We start from the raw sequence: 17,671 nt of genomic DNA, 5'->3' as shown, positions 1-17,671 counted from the left end.
CCTCCCCATCCCCCCATCTCCCCATCGCTTGAATTTCTTTCTTTACAATGAATTAGCCCTGCCTTATTAAGGGGGGCTAGTTCGGATCTAGGTTTCAGGCTCCAGAGTGCGAAAGGCGTAATTTCCGCCCTGCAACACCCCAAAAGCAACAATCTATTGCCTGATACGCTAGGGTAGGGATGAAATAGAATTCTGAGTTACTGCGGTGTATACTAAACGTCCTGCTATATCTTTAAGTTTAATCATCGTGCTGGTAAGTACCCTAACGGCTTGCGCCAATAGTCCATCCAGCAAAAACTTAGAACAATCCTTCGCAGCAGATCCACAATTAAAAGGAAACTCTATTAACTTAGGGCAGAATGTTGCTAATCCTAGTCCCCAAAATCAACTAAAGACAGAATTACCAGCAGATTTTCCTACAGAAATTCCCCGTTATCCCAATGCACAACTACAAGAAGTAACTACTACAGCACCAACCACAAACACTCGCTGGTTTACTCCTGATAGTGCAGACAAAATTCAGGCATTCTATCAACAGCAATTTCAAAGTAATAATTGGCAAATTTTAGATCAACCTAATCAACCAACAGGTAGTTTAGCAGCCCGTTTGAATGATTTAAAAGTTACTGTTGCTGCTGTACCCACCCAAAATCCAGGAGTTACAGAATTTACTATTCAATACGTTAAAGAAACACCGCAACCAACTGCCGAAACAACGCCAGAAAATAACGTTACAGCCTCCCCGACAACCGAAGCAACCCCGGAAATAGCTGCTACACCAACGCCAAAAGAAACTTCCGCACCTGATGCCACCATTTTAACTGGTACATCAATAATATTTTCCGATGTCAATAAAGCCCCCAAAGAATTACAGTCTTATGTATCTGAATTAGGAGAATTAGGAGTATTAACTCCTGCCAAAACTGCTGGAAAAACCGATTCTGAAAGCACAATATTTGAACCGAACAAAGTAATTACAAAAAGAGAATTTGCTCGTTGGTTAATGGCAGCAAATAATCAGCTGCAAGCCAATCAACCAGCGAAACAAATCAGGCTAGCTAACGAAAGTTCCCAACCAGCTTTTCAGGATGTACCCCGCACAGATCCAGATTTTGCCGCAATTCAAGGATTAGCAGAAGCCGGAGTAATTCCCAGTCAACTTTCTGGAGATAACACTGCATTACTGTTTCGTCCTGATGCACCATTAACCCGCGAACAAATGATACTTTGGAAAGTTCCTTTAGACACAAAATTAACCACTTCCGGTGCAACTTTTGATGCAATTAAACAAACTTGGGGTTTCCAAGATACTTTTAAAATAGATCCCAAAGCATTAAAAGCAGTGTTAACAGATTTCCAAAATGGAGACGCTTCTAATATTCGTCGAGTTTACGGATATACTACTTTATTTCAACCCAAAAAACCCGTAACTCGCGCCGAAGCAGCCGGAACAATTTGGTATTTTGGCAACGCAACGGAAGGAATATCAGCCAAAGAAGCATTAAAAATCAAAAATCAACCCAACTCAACACAGAATTAAACACAGATGTTGTTGGTAAATGTGACGATCTAGTTTCATTTTATTTGATTATTTCTTGCTTATCTGTTGAACTAAATGATTTTGGATTGCTTTCTTTTGTTGATTTAGTTTGTTGATCTTCGGCAATGATTTCGCCACGAAACATATTCATGCCACAAGTAAAGATATAATTTCCAGCTTTTTTTGGTGTGAATTCTACAGAAGTTACAACATTAATTGGCAAATCTGCGGCAATATGAAAATCTGGAATTAACACTTGTTCCAAACAACTACTAGGGTCTAGACGATGAAAATTAAGACGTACAGGTGGACCCGCTTGAACAACAATCCGGCTGGGTTCATAACCCCCATCAACAGTTATATTTACTTCTTGAATTCCTCCAGTTGCTGTTGCTTTCTTCGACTGGGGTTTACTGAGGAGAAACCACCAAAGTTCTAAACCAATTAATCCGAGTCCAGCCAGGGTAACTAAAACTTTGTTACTTAAGGGTTGTTCAATGGGACGAAACTGATTTGTTTGTGTTGTGCTAGTTGGGTGTGTTTCATGGGTAGTTTGCGCTATTGCTTCTCCAGTTCCCATTCCTAACACAATCCCTAAACTAGCAATTCCCCCAATGATTTTTGTTTTGTTCAACATTTGAAAACCTCCTGAAAGTTACAAGTAATTATTGAAATAAGAGTCGATAAACGGGTTGTACACAATCGAGAAAATTATTGGGGATTGGCGAAACCCGTTATCTATAATTTCCATCAGAGTCCAGAAATCGATTAGACTAATAATTCTAAAATCGAACCAGAAATTACCCCAATCAAAAAACCAAACCCTACTAATGTTGCCTGAATTTTCTGTTTATTACTCATGATGATTACCTCAATTAAGCTGAAAATTTGGCTTGGAAATTACGCAAACGTAACGCATTTGTTACTACAGAAACGGAACTAAATGCCATTGCTGCTCCGGCAATTATTGGACTGAGAAGCCATCCGAAAAAGGGAAAGAGAATACCTGCTGCGATCGGGATTCCAGCCACGTTGTAGATAAAGGCAAAAAACAAATTTTGTTTGATGTTTCGCATTGTGGCACGAGATAATTGAATCGCGGTAACAATGCCATGTAAATCACCAGAAATTAGAGTGATGTCACTAGCAGCGATCGCTACATCTGTTCCAGTACCAATTGCCATTCCCACATCTGCTTGAGCTAATGCAGGCGCATCATTAATACCATCTCCCACCATTGCCACAATTTTTCCTTCTGACTGAAGATTGGCAACTTGAGCGGCTTTTTGTTCGGGACGAACTTCTGCAATTACTCGTTTGATTCCAACTTCTCGCGCTATTACTTCAGCCGTGCGACGGTTATCACCTGTGAGCATTACTACTTCTAATCCCATCTTTTGTAAGAGGCGAATTGCGTTGGCAGAAGAAGGTTTGACGGCATCTGAAATTGCCATAATCCCTGCTATTTTGCCATCAACTGCTAACCAAATTACTGTTTTTCCAAGGTATTCCAATCGCTCCCAATCTTGTTCTAATTCATGGGTATCAATTCCCAATTCTGTCATCCAGCGATGTGTACCAATTTGTACCCATTGGCGGGAAACATAGCCTTGTACACCGCTACCTGCGATCGCTTCAAATTGTTGAGTATCTGTTAAGTTTGCGCCTTGAGATTGAGCATATTGGACAACTGCTTCGGCTAAAGGATGTTCAGAATTTCGTTCTACAGATGCGGCTAACTGTAATAGTTTGAATTCGTTTTGATTAACTGTGCCGTCAACAGTTAAAAAATGGGTAACAGTGGGTTTTCCTTGGGTAATTGTGCCTGTTTTATCGAGAACGATCGCTTGGATTTTATGCGCTAATTCCAAGCTTTCTGCACCTTTAATTAAAATGCCATTTTCTGCGCCTTTTCCAGTTCCCACCATGATGGAAGTTGGTGTTGCTAAACCCAAAGCACAAGGACAAGCGATAATCAAAACACCTACGGTATTAATTAATGCCATCGTCACATTTCCCATGATGTTATACCAGAGGATGAAAGTTGCGATCGCGATCGCAATTACCGCCGGAACAAACCATCCAGTTACTTGGTCAGCTAATCTTTGAATCGGTGCTTTAGAACCTTGTGCTTGCTGAACTAATTGCACAATTTGTGCCAAAAAAGTGTCTTTTCCAACTCGTGTAGCGCGGAATTTAAAACTACCAGTTTTGTTAATTGTCGCTCCAATTACTTCATCACCTGATTTCTTTTTCACAGGTAAACTTTCACCTGTCACCATTGCTTCATCTATGGTTGAGGAACCATCAATAATCTCACCATCTACGGGAATTTTTTCACCCGGACGCACCAGAATTATATCGCCCAAAATTACTTCAGCAATGGGAAGATCTACCTCTTTTCCATTACGAATTACTCTCGCGGTTTTTGCTTGCAATCCCATCAGTTTACGAATTGCTTCTGAGGTTTGTCCTTTAGCGCGATTCTCCAACAATTTACCCAACAGAATTAAGGTAACAATTACAGCAGCCGCTTCATAATACACATCTGCTGTTAATCCTTGATTGGTAAAAAAACTGGGGAATAGAGTAGCAAAAATGGAATAGAAAAAAGCCGCACCCGTGCCAACTGCAACTAAAGTATCCATCGTCGCTGCATGGCGCTTTAAGGCTTTCCAAGCATTAATATAGAAGCTACGACCGCACCAAAATTGTACAGGTGTAGTTAATATTAATTGCAGCCAAGGATTATGCAACCATATCGGAATGAAAGGAATTGATAATCCTGTCATCATTGGCAGAGAACCAATTACTAGAATGGCGCTTATTATGCCACCAAATATAACTTTGTTGCGTAATTGTCGAGTTTCTGCTAGTCTTTCTTGTTGTTCAACATCATCATTTCTGTTCAACAAATCATCTGATTTTATGGGTTGAGCGACATATCCAGCGGCATCAACTGCATCTTGAATTTCATTCAAATTGGTTTGTTTTGGGTTATATTTAACGGTTGCTTGTTCGGCACCAAAGTTGACTTGACAAGCTTCCACGCCAGGGACAGAAAGAATCGCATTTTCGATCGCATTTGCACAAGATGCACAACTCATTCCTCGCAGTTTCAAATTTGCGTTTTCCATTACCTTACCTCCTAATTTTTTCCTTAAATCTTAGTGACAGGCAACTGTATAACCAGCAGATTTAATTGCCTCTGTTACGGCAATTTCTGATACTTGTGTTTCGATATTGACCAGCTTGGTCTTTGGATCTGCCTGAACGGTTGCCGCTGGATCGATCGTTTTGATAGCTTTGGTAATGGTTTCTCCGCAAGCTGAACAAGCCATGTTGGGTACTTTTAGTTGTAATGTCATGGTTTAATTTTTCCTTTCCTTTGAGCGGTTAATCCTATCTTTAACTGTCCAGTCAACTAGAGAGTCAAGGGGTAAAGGAAAAAATTTTTGAGCATCACACATCAAAGCACGCTGTAAATTACCAGTTCTTCCGTACTTACTGTGCTAAATTATTAGAAAGTACGAAGAAAAGTAGGATATGAATAATAGATTATTGACTAAGTTACTAAATTTACCAGGAGTTATAGTAGAGTCGAATCAAGAAACAGAAGATACATTAATTTTATTTGTCAAATCGGAGAAGAAAACAGCAGTTTGCTCCCGATGTGGTCAAATAAGTCGTCGTCTGCATCAAAATCAAAGACACTTAGTAAAAGATTTACCGCTAGGTAATAGAGAAGTAATTTTATCAGTGAATCGCCGCCGATTTAAGTGTGAAAATTGCCAAAAACCTTTTAGTGAAAGATTAGATTTTGTGGCGAACAAGAAAAGTTTCACTCATAGATATGCACAATGATATGCACAATCTATTGTCGCTCTCTCCTGGTTAGAGATGTCTAATAGTCACTAGTTGGGAGAATAACTCTGACAGTTGTTTGTTGATCTGGTATACTTTCTATGGTTAAACTCCCTCTATGTAGTTCAGCTATCCGTTTAACAATTACTAATCCTAATCCCGATCCTTGTTGTTCATAAAGTTTGCGTTCAAACTGCATATAAGCACCTAAATTGGCAATTTGTTCCGGTTTCATTCCTCTGCCTTTGTCACTCACAGATAAAATAAATGAGTTATTAATTACTTCACTGACGAGATTAATTGTAGTTCCCGGAATTGAGAATTTGCAAGCGTTATCTACTAATTCTTCTATCATTTTTTGCAAGCGGATGGGAGAAATATTTAGCTGTGTATCTTCTAGTTGTAAGTGTAAATCAGCTTGTCTTTGCGATCGTTGTGCTTGCTGAGTTGCTTGTTGGGAAATTAGAGAAGCGACATGATCTGTCTGGGAATTTTGTAATGCTTTTATGCGTTCTGAATTAGTAGAAATTAATTCTAATTCAGCATATAACAAAAAGTTTTGAATCAGTCTATATAAGCGTTTACCTGATGTTTGAATCTGCTGCACCATCTCCTTAATTTCGTCTGGATCTAGTGTATCTATTTCGGTCAACAAAAGCTCTGAAAAGCCTAAAATTCCATTTAATGGTGTTCTGAGTTCGTGAGGTAGGGAGAAGGTGATGCTACTACGTAATTCTTCTAATTTTTTGCTTTGTTGCTGATTGATATTTGCTTGTTTTTTGAGGCGAGTCTCGATCGCATTTAGCAGTTCTATAGGTCTACAAGGCTTAGTTAAATAATCATCTGCGCCTAGTTCCATTCCCTTACGATTATTAGCTTTGTCCGCTAAAGCTGTGAGGAAAATGAAGGGAATCATTGCTGTAGCAGGTTCACTTCTCAATGCTTGTAAAACACCATAGCCATCTAATTCTGGCATGGATACATCACAAATAATTAAATCAGGTTTTTTTTCTTTAGCTAATTGAACGCCTTTAGAACCATTTTCCACAGCAATCGCCTCAAAATTTTCTAGGTTTAGCAGTTCTAAAATATTTTCTCTGATTGCTTCTTCGTCTTCAATAAGTAAAATCTTAGTCATGGTTAATCGCTCCTATTAAAATTAGATTGTGTTTATACATTAAGGCAGAATTGCACTTTATTCCCTAACTTATTGAGGTAAAGTTAAGGTTTTTCTTGACATTAACAAATTGGTAAAATCTTTAACATTGACAGGTTGACTAAAAAGAAATCCTTGTATTTCATCGCAACTTGTTTGATACAAGAAATCTAATTCTGTTTTGGTTTCAACCCCTTCTGCTACTAAATTTAAGTTAAGCTCGTGTCCCATTTGGATAATAGAGCTAGTAATAGTTTTAGTCTTGGTATTCTTGTTTAGTTGACGAATAAAAGATTTGTCAATTTTCAAAATATCAAAAGAAAACTGTTGCAGATAGCTTAAAGAAGAATAACCTGTCCCGAAGTCATCGATCGCAATTTGAACACCCAATTCCTTAAAAGCAGTCAATTTTTCATTATCAATTTCCACATTTTCCATGAGTACGGTTTCGGTTAACTCTAATTCCAAATATTCGGCAGAAAAATCAGTTTCTTTTAATATTTGAACCAGTTGAGAATAAAAGTTACTTTGATGGAATTGAAGACCTGATATATTGACAGCTATTCGTAATTCGGGATAACCTGAATTTTGCCACAACTTTGTTTGTTGACAAGCCGTTTTTAAAACCCATTCCCCAAGAGGAATAATTAATTTTGTCTCTTCAGCTATGGGAATAAATTTAATTGGTGAAATGTTTCCTTGTTCTGGATGAAACCACCTTAATAACGCTTCCGCACCAACAATTTCTCCAGTTTTTAAACTAATTTTTGGTTGATAATAAATTTCAAGTTCATTTCTTTCTAAAGCATGACTTAAGCTAGTTTCTAAACTTAAGCGATCGCAGTCTATAAGATTAAGTGTTGGTTGATAAAACGCATAACTATTTCCCCCCTGTTGTTTGACATAGCTCATAGCTTTATGAGCTAATTGCAGCATTTTTTCTAGTTCTAGTTTACTGCCATCCGCAGGATAAAGAGAAATTCCAATGCTAGCTGTAATTAAAACTTCATTGCTATTATCTAAAATAATAGGTTTTCCCAAAGTAACTAAGAGATTTTGGACAAATTCAATCACTATTTTTTTTTGATTGTCCGTCACCATAATTATCGCGAATTCATCAGTTCCTAATCTAGCTATAGTATGGCAATTTCTGCTGTAAGTTTGTAAACGTTCAGCCACAGCTTGGAGTAAGTTATCTGCTTGAGAGTATCCTAAAACTTCAACAATGCGATTGAATCTGTCTAAACTTATATACACAATTGATAGCAATTCCACAGTAGTAGAGATGCGCTTATTTAAAGCTAAATAATTAAGAATTTGATTAAATTTTTCTTTTAACAATAATCGATTTGGTAAATTAGTTAAACTGTCATAATACAGTGATTTATTCAGTTGTTGTGATGCTTGTTTTAAAGCTGTGGTGTAAGCGTCAATAATAGCCGTTTTTTTGCTTAATCGTATAGCGATCGCCTTTAATAATTCCACAGATTTACAAGGTTTCGTAATATAATCATCTGCGCCTAATTCCATACCCTTACGATTATGATCTCTATCAGTTAAAGCCGTAAGAAAAATAAAAGGAATTACTGCTGTTAAAGGATCTTGACGTAGCTGTTCTAATACATTATAGCCATCTAGTTCCGGCATCATAATGTCACAAATAATTAAATCAGGAATAATTTTTTGCGCCAAACGGATACCTAAGACACCATTTTTTGCGCCGATTGCTCTAAGATTCTCTCCTCTTAAAATATCTAAAATATTTTCGCGAATATTTTCATCGTCTTCAATCACTAAAATTTTGGTTTGAGGTTTGATCTTTGGAGTATTTAAAGCGTTGTAAGAGTTGGACATTTTCCGTTACCAAAATATCTTGGATATCAGATAATTGATTAATAATAGCTATTTCTCGAGCGCATTCTTGTTGTAAAATTCTCAGATAATTAGCGCGTGCTTGTTCTGTAGGTGCTAACTTCAGCATTTGAATTGCCATTGTGATAACAGATAAAGGATCGCGCAATTCTTGAGTAAGTTTTTGCAACAAATCACCCCGATTTACGCTTAATCTTTGTAGTTCTTGAACTCTTGCTTGTAATCCTTTAGCTTTGCTACGTTCGGTTTCATATTGTTGGTTATATACAGCTTGTTTTTTTAGCCTGCTGGTAATTGCACTCAGTAACTCTGTGACTGTACAAGGCTTGGTGATATAGTCATCTGCACCTAATTCCATCGCCAAACGTAAATCGTCTCTTTCAGTTTTTGCGGTCAAAAAAATGAATGGAATAATAGCAGTTAAAGGCTCTTCTTGTAATTCACTTAAAACACTATAACCATCTATATCAGGCATCATAATATCGCACAGTATTAGATCGGGAATATGATTTTTTGCCTCTTCAATTCCGATTGAACCGTTATTCGCACCAATAACATCAAAACCTTCTGATTCTAAGATTTCTAAGATATTCGCTCGGACGGACTCTTCATCTTCAATTACCAAAACTTTGATTTTTGAACTGTCTAATAGCATAAGAACCAGACCTAAAATTGTGTAAATAAATTGTTGTTAATTCACTCCTAACCCAAAATTTTACGTAGCATTTCCGTTAAATGTTGTTACTCCTTGCTCAATGGTATAGTCACGGTAAATGTAGTTCCAATTCCCATTTTGCTATCTACTATAATTGTCCCTCCATGTAAATCTACAGACCGTTTCACTATTGCTAAACCTAATCCAGTTCCGGGAATTGAACCCACATTAGTTGCACGATGGAAAGCATCAAACAGCCGTTCTTGGTCTTCTACAGGAATGCCAATTCCTGAATCTTTTATCTCGAAGGTAATTTCATTGTCTTGGCAGAACACACTAAAGTTAACTGGGGTTTTCCCAGGAGAATATTTTGTGGCATTGGTAAGTAAATTAATTATGATATGACGCAGCAATTTATCATCCATTTTTACCTCTGTTAATGTATCCTGGATATTTACATTCAGAGGATGCTGATTTTTATCAGCATTTTGAATGTCTTCTACTAATTCTCGGCAGAATTTTTCTAGATTAAGCGGACGGGGTTTGAAGTCTAATTTTCCGGCTTCGGCTTTGCCTATTACTAATATATCATCTAACATTTCAATCATGCGTTGAATAGCAGATTGAATTCTCTGGAGATGGGTCATTTTTTTTTCTTCTGACCATTGATTAATATACATTCCTAATAGGTCAGCAGAGAATAAAATTGTGGACATTGGTGTGCGAAATTCGTGGGAAACCATTGACACAAAACGAGATTTTAGTTCGTTGAGTTCCCTTTCTTTTTCCAAAGCTTTGCGGATTTCCGATTCTGCTTTACACCTAGCTAAAGCAATTTCTACCGTAGTGTGTAAATCTTTTTCTTGAAAAGGCTTAACAATATAACCAAAAGGTTCGGTTTCTTTAGCACGTTGTAAGGTAGTTTGGTCAGTATGAGCAGTAAGAAAAACTACAGGGAATTTCAACTCAGTACGAATTTTCTCGGCGGCTTCTACACCGTCCATCTTACCTTTCAACATAATATCCATAAGAATTAAATCCGGTTGGATTATTGCAGCTTTTTCAATGGCTTTTTCGCCAGTAGCCACAACAGCAGGGACGTTATAGCCTAATTTTTTTAAGCTATTTTTAATATCCATGCCAATAATTACTTCGTCTTCAACAACTAAAATTGTAGCCGTCATTTTTCCTTAATACTCCGGTTGATAAATGTAATTGTAAATTTAGCACCTTGAGCAGAACTAACCTCTATTTGTCCATCTAATTGTTCTATTAAATTGTAGACTAACTGCAACCCTAATGAATCAATTTCTGTAAAATCAAAATCTGCTGGCAACCCGACCCCGTTATCACTTATAATTAAAGTAACTTTGTTGCTCTCTTCTTGGTGTGAAAAGTTAATAAATAATTCTCCTTTTCCTTTGTCAATGAAGGCATACTTCAGCGAATTAGACACTAATTCATTGATAATTAAACCACAAGGGATTGCTGTGTCAATATCTAATCCTATATGTTCCACTAGCAGGTTTAGTTTAATGGAGTTTTTTGTCACATTATAAGAGCGAAATAGGTTATCTGTTAGGTCACGAATGTAATCAACAGCATCAATTCTGGCTAAACCTTCGGATTGATATAATTTTTCATGAATGAGCGCCATTGACCTCACACGATTGTAACTTTCTGTAAATAAAGCTAAGGCTTCATCATCTTTAATATAACTAGATTGCAGCTTGAGTAAGCTGGAAATTACCTGTAAGTTATTTTTAACCCGGTGGTGAATTTCTTTGAGCAGAATTTCTTTTTCTCTAAGTGATGTTCGGATTTCACTTTCAGATTTTTTACGTTCGGTGATATCTCGATACATCCATAAATGTCCTTTGTGCTTTCCTTGAACAAAAATTGGTACATAATCCCGTTCTAAAATTCGACCATCTGACATGGTAATTTCTTCATTAGTTGTTGCTTTTTGGGACTGTAAAATTTCCTGATGGCGTTGGGTAAACTGTTGGGGATTAGTAAAACAATGTTGATATGTTTCTGCAAAATCGGAAAAGTCAGCGCCAATTAAAGCCGCAGGTACAATTGGAATATTGAGGATATTGCAGAATGCTTGATTGATTAAGACAACTAGATCGGATTCATCTTTTACTAAAATACCTAGTTGTAAATTTTCTATTAATGTTGATAGGCGGGAAGTTGTAGCTCGGAGTTCTTCTTCTGCTTGCTTACGTTCAGTAATGTCAGTTTGAATACCAACGAAGTGAGTCAGAACACCATCGTCGTCGTAAATGGGTGAAATGCTTAATTCATTCCAGAACAAACTGCCATCTTTCTGATAGTTACGTAGGACAACAGTACAATTTTCTCCTTGATGAATTGCAGTTCGCAGTCGTTCTAATTCTGGTTGTTTGGTTTCTTTACCTTGGAGAAAACGACTGTTTTTTCCTAGTACTTCAGCGGCGGAATATCCTGTTATATTCTCAAAGGCTGGATTAACGTAAATAATGGGTCGATGAAGTATTCTGGCATCGGTAATAATAATGCCATTGTTGCTAGCTGCGATCGCTCGATCTCTTAACCTTAAACTTTCTTCGATTCGCTTGCGTTCGGTAATATCACGACATACACAAATTAATCCGCCATCTGGGGTTAAAGTGAGAGAAAGCTCTTCATTAAAACTTGTGCCATCGCGTTTTTTAGCAATTGCTTCTCCTTGCCATTTTCCTTGTTGCAAAACTATCGAAATTACTTCCCGTTCTATTCTCGCAATTTCTTCGCTATTGTATAATTCGTGCCAACTTTTCCCGATTAATTCCTCTGCGCTTTCATAGCCAAAAATATTAACGTGAGATTCATTGATATAAGTATATTTTCCAGCAGCATTAACAATAGCTATTCCATCGCTGGCGGCTTCTACAGCAACAATTTGTCGCCGCATTTTTTCTTCTATTTCTTTACTTTCTGTGATGTCACGACAAACTCCAACCAAACCTATTGGTTCGCCTTCGGATGACATATAAGGGGATTTAGTAGAAAGAAAAGTGTATTTTTTTCCATTAATTTCTCCAGGTTCTTCATAAGTCCAAGTGATTCCGCTCATCATAATTGTGTAGTCCAATTCCCTAATCTCTTTACCTGTTTCTGGAGTGAACAAGTCATCATCTCGCTTGCCTAAAATCTCTTCTATTGGACGCTGTAAAATTTTTGCTCCTATACGATTAATAAATTGATAGCGACCTTCTTTATCTTTAAGAAAGATTGCATCATTACAGTTTTCTACAATGGTGCGGAGTTTGTATTCATTTTCGCGTAATGCCGCTTCTGCTTGCCTGCGTTCAGTGATGTCCATAACTACACCACTCATGCCTACAGTTCGACCTAATTGATTGAAAATCACATCACCTTTACCAGCAACCCAACGAATTGAGCCGTCAGGCAAAATTATGCGATGTTCGATGTTATAGGGACTTTTTTGCTCTATGGAATGAGCAATTGCTGTGGTGACATGATGACGATCGCCAGGATGAATCAGATTAAAATAAGCTTGATAATTCCCTGGAAAAGAATCAGGTGTAAAACCAAAAATTATTTCAGTTTGCTCAGACCAAGTTAATTTACCAGTTTGAATTTCCCAATCCCAAGTTCCCATATTAGCAGCATTAAGAGCAATTCTTAATTTTCTTTCACTTTCGCTTAAGGCTGCTTCTGCTAATTTGCGATCGGTAATATCAATAAACAAACCATCCCATAAAATATCTCCATTAGCTTGTTTTTCGGGACGAGAAATGCCTTGCACCCACTTCAACTTACCGGATCGTGGAATGATACGTCCTTCCCATTGCCAAGGTTGTAAAGTTTGAGCAGAAATTTCAGTTTCTTCTATTAAAGATGGTAAATCATCGGCATGAATCATATCAAAGGAAAGCTGAGGATTTGACTGCATTTCTTCTGGTTCTAATTCCCAAATTTGTTGGCAACCAGGGCTAATATAAGGGAAGGAATGGGAACCATCAGGATGTATAACATACTGATAAATCATTCCTGGTACACTGGCAGCTAATTTTTGTAATTTTGCTTGACTTTTTTGCAGTGCTTGTTCTGTTCGTTTGCGCTCGGTAATATCTCGATCGATTCCTCGATAACCTTTAAATGACCCCTGATTGTCGAAAATGGGAATTCCACTAGCTTCTAATACAACGTGATGACCATTTTTGTGAATCTGGACATTCTCCAAACAAGTAAATCCTTGTTGACTCGCCACTAGAGGCTCAAAAATATTCCGAACACGCTTCGCTTCTTCAGGCAACATCAAATCTAGGGGAGTTTTGCCCAAAACTTCTTCTGGTTCGTAACCTAAAATTTCTTTTATTCTCGGACTAACATAACTATAAACAGCATTTTCATTGGTTTCCCACACTAAATCGCTACTAGTTTCAACTAAGTTACGAAATCGTTGTTCAGTTTCTTTGAGTATTGCTTCTGTGCGTTGGTGTAGAACTATTTCCTTTGCTAGTCCCCTAATTATTTGATTTAATTGGTTGGTACGTTCTGCAACTTTTATTTCTAATTGGGAGTTAAGTTGTTGTAGTGCAGTTTCGGCACGTTTGCGATCGGTAATATCAGTAGCCACACCCAACAATTGGACAGTGTGACCATCTGAAGATAAAATGGTTTTTTTTACTGTCTGCAACCAGCGCACTTCACCTGTAACACTAGTCAGCGGTTCTTCGGAAATAAATTTAGTTTTGCGGCTAATCATCACCTCTCGATCGTCATTACTAAATTTCTGGCATTCTTGTTGATTTTGATTTAATTCCGCATCAGTTTTACCGAGTATTTGCTCGACATTTATCCCGAAAATATCCGCGTAAGCTTGATTAGCTAAGATGAATCTACCTTGTAAGTCTTTAACAAAAATTAGATTGGGATTAATATCAATAACATCTTGGAGAAATTGTTTTTGTTCTCTTAAGGCTGTTTCTGCTTTTTGCCGTTCTTGCAGTTCAGTTTGTAATTGTTGGTAAAGATTGGCTTGATGAATAGCGATCGCGCAATGATCGGCGATCGCTTTGACAAAAACTATTTCGTCTTCTGTCCAATCTCGTTGACGATCGCATTGATGTAAACTAATTCCGCCAATATAAGTTTGCTGATAAATCAACGGCATAATTATAATGGCATGAATATTACTGTGTTTAGCAGCTTCCTGAATTTCCCCAGGAAAACTAGAATTAATCTCAGGTAAAACTATCGGTTCACCTTGACTTAATAGCGAGTGATAATGACGATAGAAATCGCATTGTACACCAATTAAAGGGTTCTCTTTTGAACTAGCTTCCGAAACATAATGAACTGTTAGTTGACGATCGGCATTTGGACGAAAAATTAAGCAACAGCTAATATTCAATGCTTCATGTAACTGATTAACTGTAGTTTGGAAAATTTCGTCTAGAACTAAACTACCCCGCATAGCTTGGGTAATTTGGTTAATTAGTTTCGCTTGCTGTACTTGTCGCTTCAGTTTTTCTGACTCTAAGCGCAGTTTTTCTGTTTGTTGCTGTACTTGTTCGGTTAATTCAGCATTACGACGTGACAAAAATTGCGCCTTTTCGACTTGAAGTTGCTTGACAAATTGTTGAGTCCGTTTGAGCCGTTGATAAATCTGCATTGGTTCTAGCGATCGCAATAATTCCATTGCTGTTATTATTCCCCATCGCCCACCCGAAATTTCGCTTTGACCTTCAGAAACTAATAATGTATCTGTACGATCGCTAAGCATTTGCTGATAAGCAAAAAGCAACGAGTTCGTAGGATTTAACTCCTGTCCCAATCTCCGCATAATCAAAGACGCTGGAGTTTGTGTTATATCCATTCCCAATGTCCAAGCTAGGACTATTTGGCGTTCTGTAACTACTCCTATAGGAACAATCTTTTCTGGTGCTATTTCTGTGGTAATTACTACAGATTTAACTTGGTTTTCTATAATTAATTGAGCTAGTTTTTGGACGGATATTGCGCGATCGGCACTTAGAACTTCAGTGTTCATCACCTCTCCAACTGTGCCGAGTTTAAATAAATTCGTCAGTTTAAAACATTGTAGAATTGTCGTGGGTGTAACAATCCCCATTAAGCGTTCTCGATCGTTAATAATTGATATATAATAAGTTTTATATTCTAAGAACAAAAGTAAAGGAGCAAAAATATTTTCCGACTCTGAAAAGTGCAAATTAACAGGCGGTTTGGTAATAAAATCACCAATTTTAATTGGATTATCTAGCTTAACTCCAGATACGATTAATTTTATCAGATCGCGCTCAGTAAACAGCCCCAAAATCCGGTCTTTGTCCATGACCACAACATAATCACAACTGAGTGTTTGTAAACCCCCAGTTTGTTCGTTCCCATCTAGCCATTCGTTATCAGTAATAGTACTTTGATTACCTTGTGAAAAGCCCATCAGAGATATCACATCTACCAATAGCGTATCAGCAGCTATCAGAGTAGGATGACGGTTAATAGCTTGCTCTAATTTGGGTAAGTTTAGCCATGAATCTTTAAATTCCATAAGTTTACCTATCACAAGGCTCGATCTTAATCAAAAGATAGCAAGCAGTTTTTAAACAGAATTAGGAACTTGATAAATAGTACTTTTTAGGGGGAAAGTAATGCGGAAAAATGTTCCATACAACGAATCAATTGCAATGTTTCCATCTAACTGATTAGTGAGATTATTGACTAATTGAAAACCTAAACTTTCGCTGGTTTCAATATTAAATCCTGGTGGTAATCCAATGCCATTATCGGCAACCTCTAACATAATAAATTGATTTTTTCGGACTACTAACTTAATGGTTATTTTCCCAATTGATTGATTGGGAAAAGCATATTTTAAAGAATTGCAAATTAATTCGTTAATAATCAGTCCGCAGGGAATCGCTGTATCTACATCAAAAAATATCGGCTCAACTTGGATATCAAAATCTATTCGTTCCGACATTTGTGTATGGGAAGCAATTAAATTAAACGCTAAACTTCTAATATAATCAGCAGCATCAATTTGGGCAATACCTTGAGATTGATAGAGTTTTTCATGAATTAGTGCCATTGACCTAACTCGGTTATAACTATCGTTCAAAAGTGAAATTACTTCCGCGTCCTTGATATACTCAGATTGCAATTTAAGCAAACTAGAAATCAGTTGGAGATTATTTTTAACTCGATGGTGAATTTCCTTGAGTAATACGTCCTTTTCTTGCAACGAAGCTTTAAGCTCCTGTTCAGCCTGTTTTTGTTCGGTAATATCAATTCCTACCGTAACCGCAGCTTGGCCTTGTTGATACTTTTGGGCAGCAATTAAATAATTTTTGACATTACCTTTAATTTTTGCATCAATTACTTCGTGGGCAGCAGTTTGGGAGCTACCCATGAAAGAACTCATAAAGTTAGCAAAATCAAAGCTACTCTCTAAAAAACCCAGTTCTTTACCAATAAAACTTTCAGCAGGTTGGTTAAAAGTTGCACACAAATGATGATTTACACCAATATATTTTAAGTCAGAACTAATCCAAGAAACTAAGCCAGGTACCGCATCTAAAACAGCTTGCAGTTGGTCATTAGTTTGTTGTAGCGCCGCTTCTGCTTGTTGTCGTTCTTGCACTTCTGCTAGCGCCTTGTCTCTCATGATGCGATAGTCTTGGACTCGTTGGGTAAGGTCGGTAACATCTTGGATAGAGAGTAAAGCATAATAACTACCATCTGGAGCAGGTTCAGCAGTAACAGTGGTATGTTCAACTCGCAATTGTCCATTAGGTAAGTAAGCCGTAATTAAATGTTTATGGAATAGAGAAGAAAAAATTGTTGGTGGACCCCCGGCAAAAATTGGCTGAAGACGGCTGGCATATTTAGGTTCACCTAAATGAGGAAAGTAGGTAGTAATGTTAGTGCCGATAATTTCCTGTTTTAGAATATCTGTCCATTTTTCTAAGCAACGATTCCAATAGATTACAACAAAGTCTTCTCGTAGTACGCAAATACCGATGGGTATGCGATAGAGAACTTCAAACTTTTCCCCTGATACTTCTATGCCGTTCATGGCTGATTACAAACTATTTTCTAGATTTTTAAAGTTTGAGTTAATTTGAATCCGATAAACTAGTTTTAACATACTTATTTTTATTAAACTTGAGTGGTATTACTTTAGTGAGTTAATTATTTTTCAGTGTTAATACTGAGATTAATTAAGCCAGCGGTAGGAAGCCGATCGTTTATTATTGAAATCATCAGAAGAAAAAGTGACAAAAAGTGCAATAATGTACTATTTACTATCTTAATTTTGGCATTATCACGCACCTACGTTCCAGGTTCACCATCGATCGCATTCGTTAATTGCGTCAACAGTTGGCGTTGGCACTGCAAACCGTATTCTTTACTTGTGCTATCACATACATTTACAAAATCAGGGATAACTGTCAATCTCCTGAATCAATCTCCTAGATAGAAAAAACCCTGGTGGTTACAGGAAAACAGGTCTACTAAACTGCTACGCTTTTAAATTTAATATTCAGGCTGATGGGGAGATGGGGGG

The 17,671-nt window shown here is 37.3% G+C and carries 12 protein-coding genes; 2 read left to right on the top strand and 10 right to left on the bottom strand.

From position 1 onward, the window contains the following. Positions 1 to 205: 205 nt before the first annotated feature. Positions 206 to 1,540, top strand: coding sequence for an S-layer homology domain-containing protein (locus tag IQ264_RS25725; protein WP_193984259.1), 1,335 nt, complete (start codon positions 206 to 208; stop codon positions 1,538 to 1,540). Positions 1,541 to 1,580: 40 nt separating this feature from the next. Here the strand turns inward: IQ264_RS25725 and IQ264_RS25720 are convergent, their stop codons facing one another. From IQ264_RS25720 to IQ264_RS25710, 3 genes are all read right to left on the bottom strand, one after another. After that, on the bottom strand, positions 1,581 to 2,177 hold the full coding sequence (locus tag IQ264_RS25720; RefSeq protein ID WP_193984257.1) for a cupredoxin domain-containing protein: 597 nt from the start codon (positions 2,175 to 2,177) through the stop codon (positions 1,581 to 1,583). Positions 2,178 to 2,415: 238 nt separating this feature from the next. Next, positions 2,416 to 4,677 carry a heavy metal translocating P-type ATPase gene (locus tag IQ264_RS25715; protein WP_193984255.1) on the bottom strand — a complete coding sequence of 754 codons (2,262 nt, stop codon included), beginning with the start codon at positions 4,675 to 4,677 and terminating at the stop codon, positions 2,416 to 2,418. A gap of 30 nt (positions 4,678 to 4,707) precedes the next feature. Continuing rightward, positions 4,708 to 4,908 (bottom strand): heavy-metal-associated domain-containing protein, encoded by a 201-nt coding sequence (locus IQ264_RS25710; RefSeq protein WP_193984252.1) that lies wholly within the window; start codon positions 4,906 to 4,908, stop codon positions 4,708 to 4,710. 178 nt (positions 4,909 to 5,086) lie between these two features. Between IQ264_RS25710 and IQ264_RS25705 the strand changes: the two genes are divergently transcribed. Continuing rightward, positions 5,087 to 5,404, top strand: coding sequence for a transposase family protein (locus IQ264_RS25705; protein WP_228061814.1), 318 nt, complete (start codon positions 5,087 to 5,089; stop codon positions 5,402 to 5,404). A gap of 40 nt (positions 5,405 to 5,444) precedes the next feature. Here the strand turns inward: IQ264_RS25705 and IQ264_RS25700 are convergent, their stop codons facing one another. The 7 genes from IQ264_RS25700 to IQ264_RS33550 all read right to left on the bottom strand — a co-directional run bounded on the left by IQ264_RS25700 (position 5,445) and on the right by IQ264_RS33550 (position 17,559). Beyond that, positions 5,445 to 6,542: a hybrid sensor histidine kinase/response regulator gene (locus IQ264_RS25700; RefSeq protein ID WP_193984250.1), complete on the bottom strand. Its 1,098-nt coding sequence runs from the start codon at positions 6,540 to 6,542 to the stop codon at positions 5,445 to 5,447. Positions 6,543 to 6,611: 69 nt separating this feature from the next. Next, positions 6,612 to 8,414 carry a putative bifunctional diguanylate cyclase/phosphodiesterase gene (locus tag IQ264_RS25695; protein WP_193984248.1) on the bottom strand — a complete coding sequence of 601 codons (1,803 nt, stop codon included), beginning with the start codon at positions 8,412 to 8,414 and terminating at the stop codon, positions 6,612 to 6,614. Beyond that, positions 8,347 to 9,087, bottom strand: coding sequence for a response regulator (locus IQ264_RS25690; RefSeq protein ID WP_193984246.1), 741 nt, complete (start codon positions 9,085 to 9,087; stop codon positions 8,347 to 8,349). Before IQ264_RS25690 ends, IQ264_RS25695 begins: the two co-directional genes overlap by 68 nt. An 86-nt stretch (positions 9,088 to 9,173) precedes the next feature. Continuing rightward, positions 9,174 to 10,271 (bottom strand): hybrid sensor histidine kinase/response regulator, encoded by a 1,098-nt coding sequence (locus tag IQ264_RS25685; RefSeq protein ID WP_193984244.1) that lies wholly within the window; start codon positions 10,269 to 10,271, stop codon positions 9,174 to 9,176. Next, positions 10,268 to 15,652, bottom strand: coding sequence for a PAS domain S-box protein (locus IQ264_RS25680; protein ID WP_193984242.1), 5,385 nt, complete (start codon positions 15,650 to 15,652; stop codon positions 10,268 to 10,270). The genes IQ264_RS25685 and IQ264_RS25680 overlap by 4 nt, the downstream gene beginning before the upstream one ends. A gap of 51 nt (positions 15,653 to 15,703) precedes the next feature. After that, a complete protein-coding gene (locus IQ264_RS25675; protein ID WP_193984240.1) occupies positions 15,704 to 17,179 on the bottom strand; it encodes a histidine kinase dimerization/phosphoacceptor domain -containing protein in 1,476 nt (491 codons plus the stop codon). A 257-nt stretch (positions 17,180 to 17,436) separates the two neighbouring features. Further along, complete coding sequence (locus IQ264_RS33550) at positions 17,437 to 17,559, bottom strand: hypothetical protein (protein ID WP_265583115.1); 123 nt, start codon at positions 17,557 to 17,559, stop codon at positions 17,437 to 17,439. Positions 17,560 to 17,671 lie beyond the last annotated feature (112 nt).

The sequence above is a fragment of the [Phormidium] sp. LEGE 05292 genome (assembly GCF_015207735.1).
Classification (GTDB): domain Bacteria; phylum Cyanobacteriota; class Cyanobacteriia; order Cyanobacteriales; family Aerosakkonemataceae; genus Floridanema.
The sequence above is the reverse complement of the archived record's forward strand: the minus strand, read 5'-3'. Positions and strand labels throughout refer to the sequence as shown.